Origin of the sequence: Parendozoicomonas verongulae (genome assembly GCF_009711465.1) — a bacterium.
GTDB lineage: Bacteria > Pseudomonadota > Gammaproteobacteria > Pseudomonadales > Endozoicomonadaceae > Sansalvadorimonas > Sansalvadorimonas verongulae.
Map to the genome: position 1 here is coordinate 407 of NZ_SMME01000516.1, position 384 is coordinate 790.

1 protein-coding gene is annotated in these 384 nt (G+C 49.7%); it reads right to left on the minus strand.

The window, feature by feature from the left end; all coding sequences use genetic code 11:
• A partial coding sequence (locus E1189_RS24640) for a hypothetical protein (RefSeq protein ID WP_230459933.1) occupies positions 1–372 on the minus strand: 372 nt, incomplete at its 3' end.
• Positions 373–384 lie beyond the last annotated feature (12 nt).

Here is a 384-nt window from a genome sequence, read left to right on the forward strand (position 1 = left end):
CTTTACTGGAGATGCGGCAAAGGGAAGATGGATTCCTGACCCATGTTGTAGCACCCGTTTCAACGGCCAGATGTTTTCAGCCGCTGACCCAGTGAGTGTTAATTGGGTTTCTTGTTTTTTCCCACGGCAATGCACAAGGTGGTGCCCGACAGACTTGCTAACGGTGCAGGATATAGCTTCACCGGGGTGGATATGTGCGCTGTCCGCAGAGTGTATGGTGATGCAACTTGTCGACATCACATCGACTGGCTGCAACTGAATAATGTGAGGAGGCTTACTCTTGTCTTCTGATGCATAGGTAGCAGATACAGACAGGCCGATCACTATCACTATGCAGAGACTGCTGACAACAATGTTCAGCCTGAAGACCATTCTCTTCCTTCC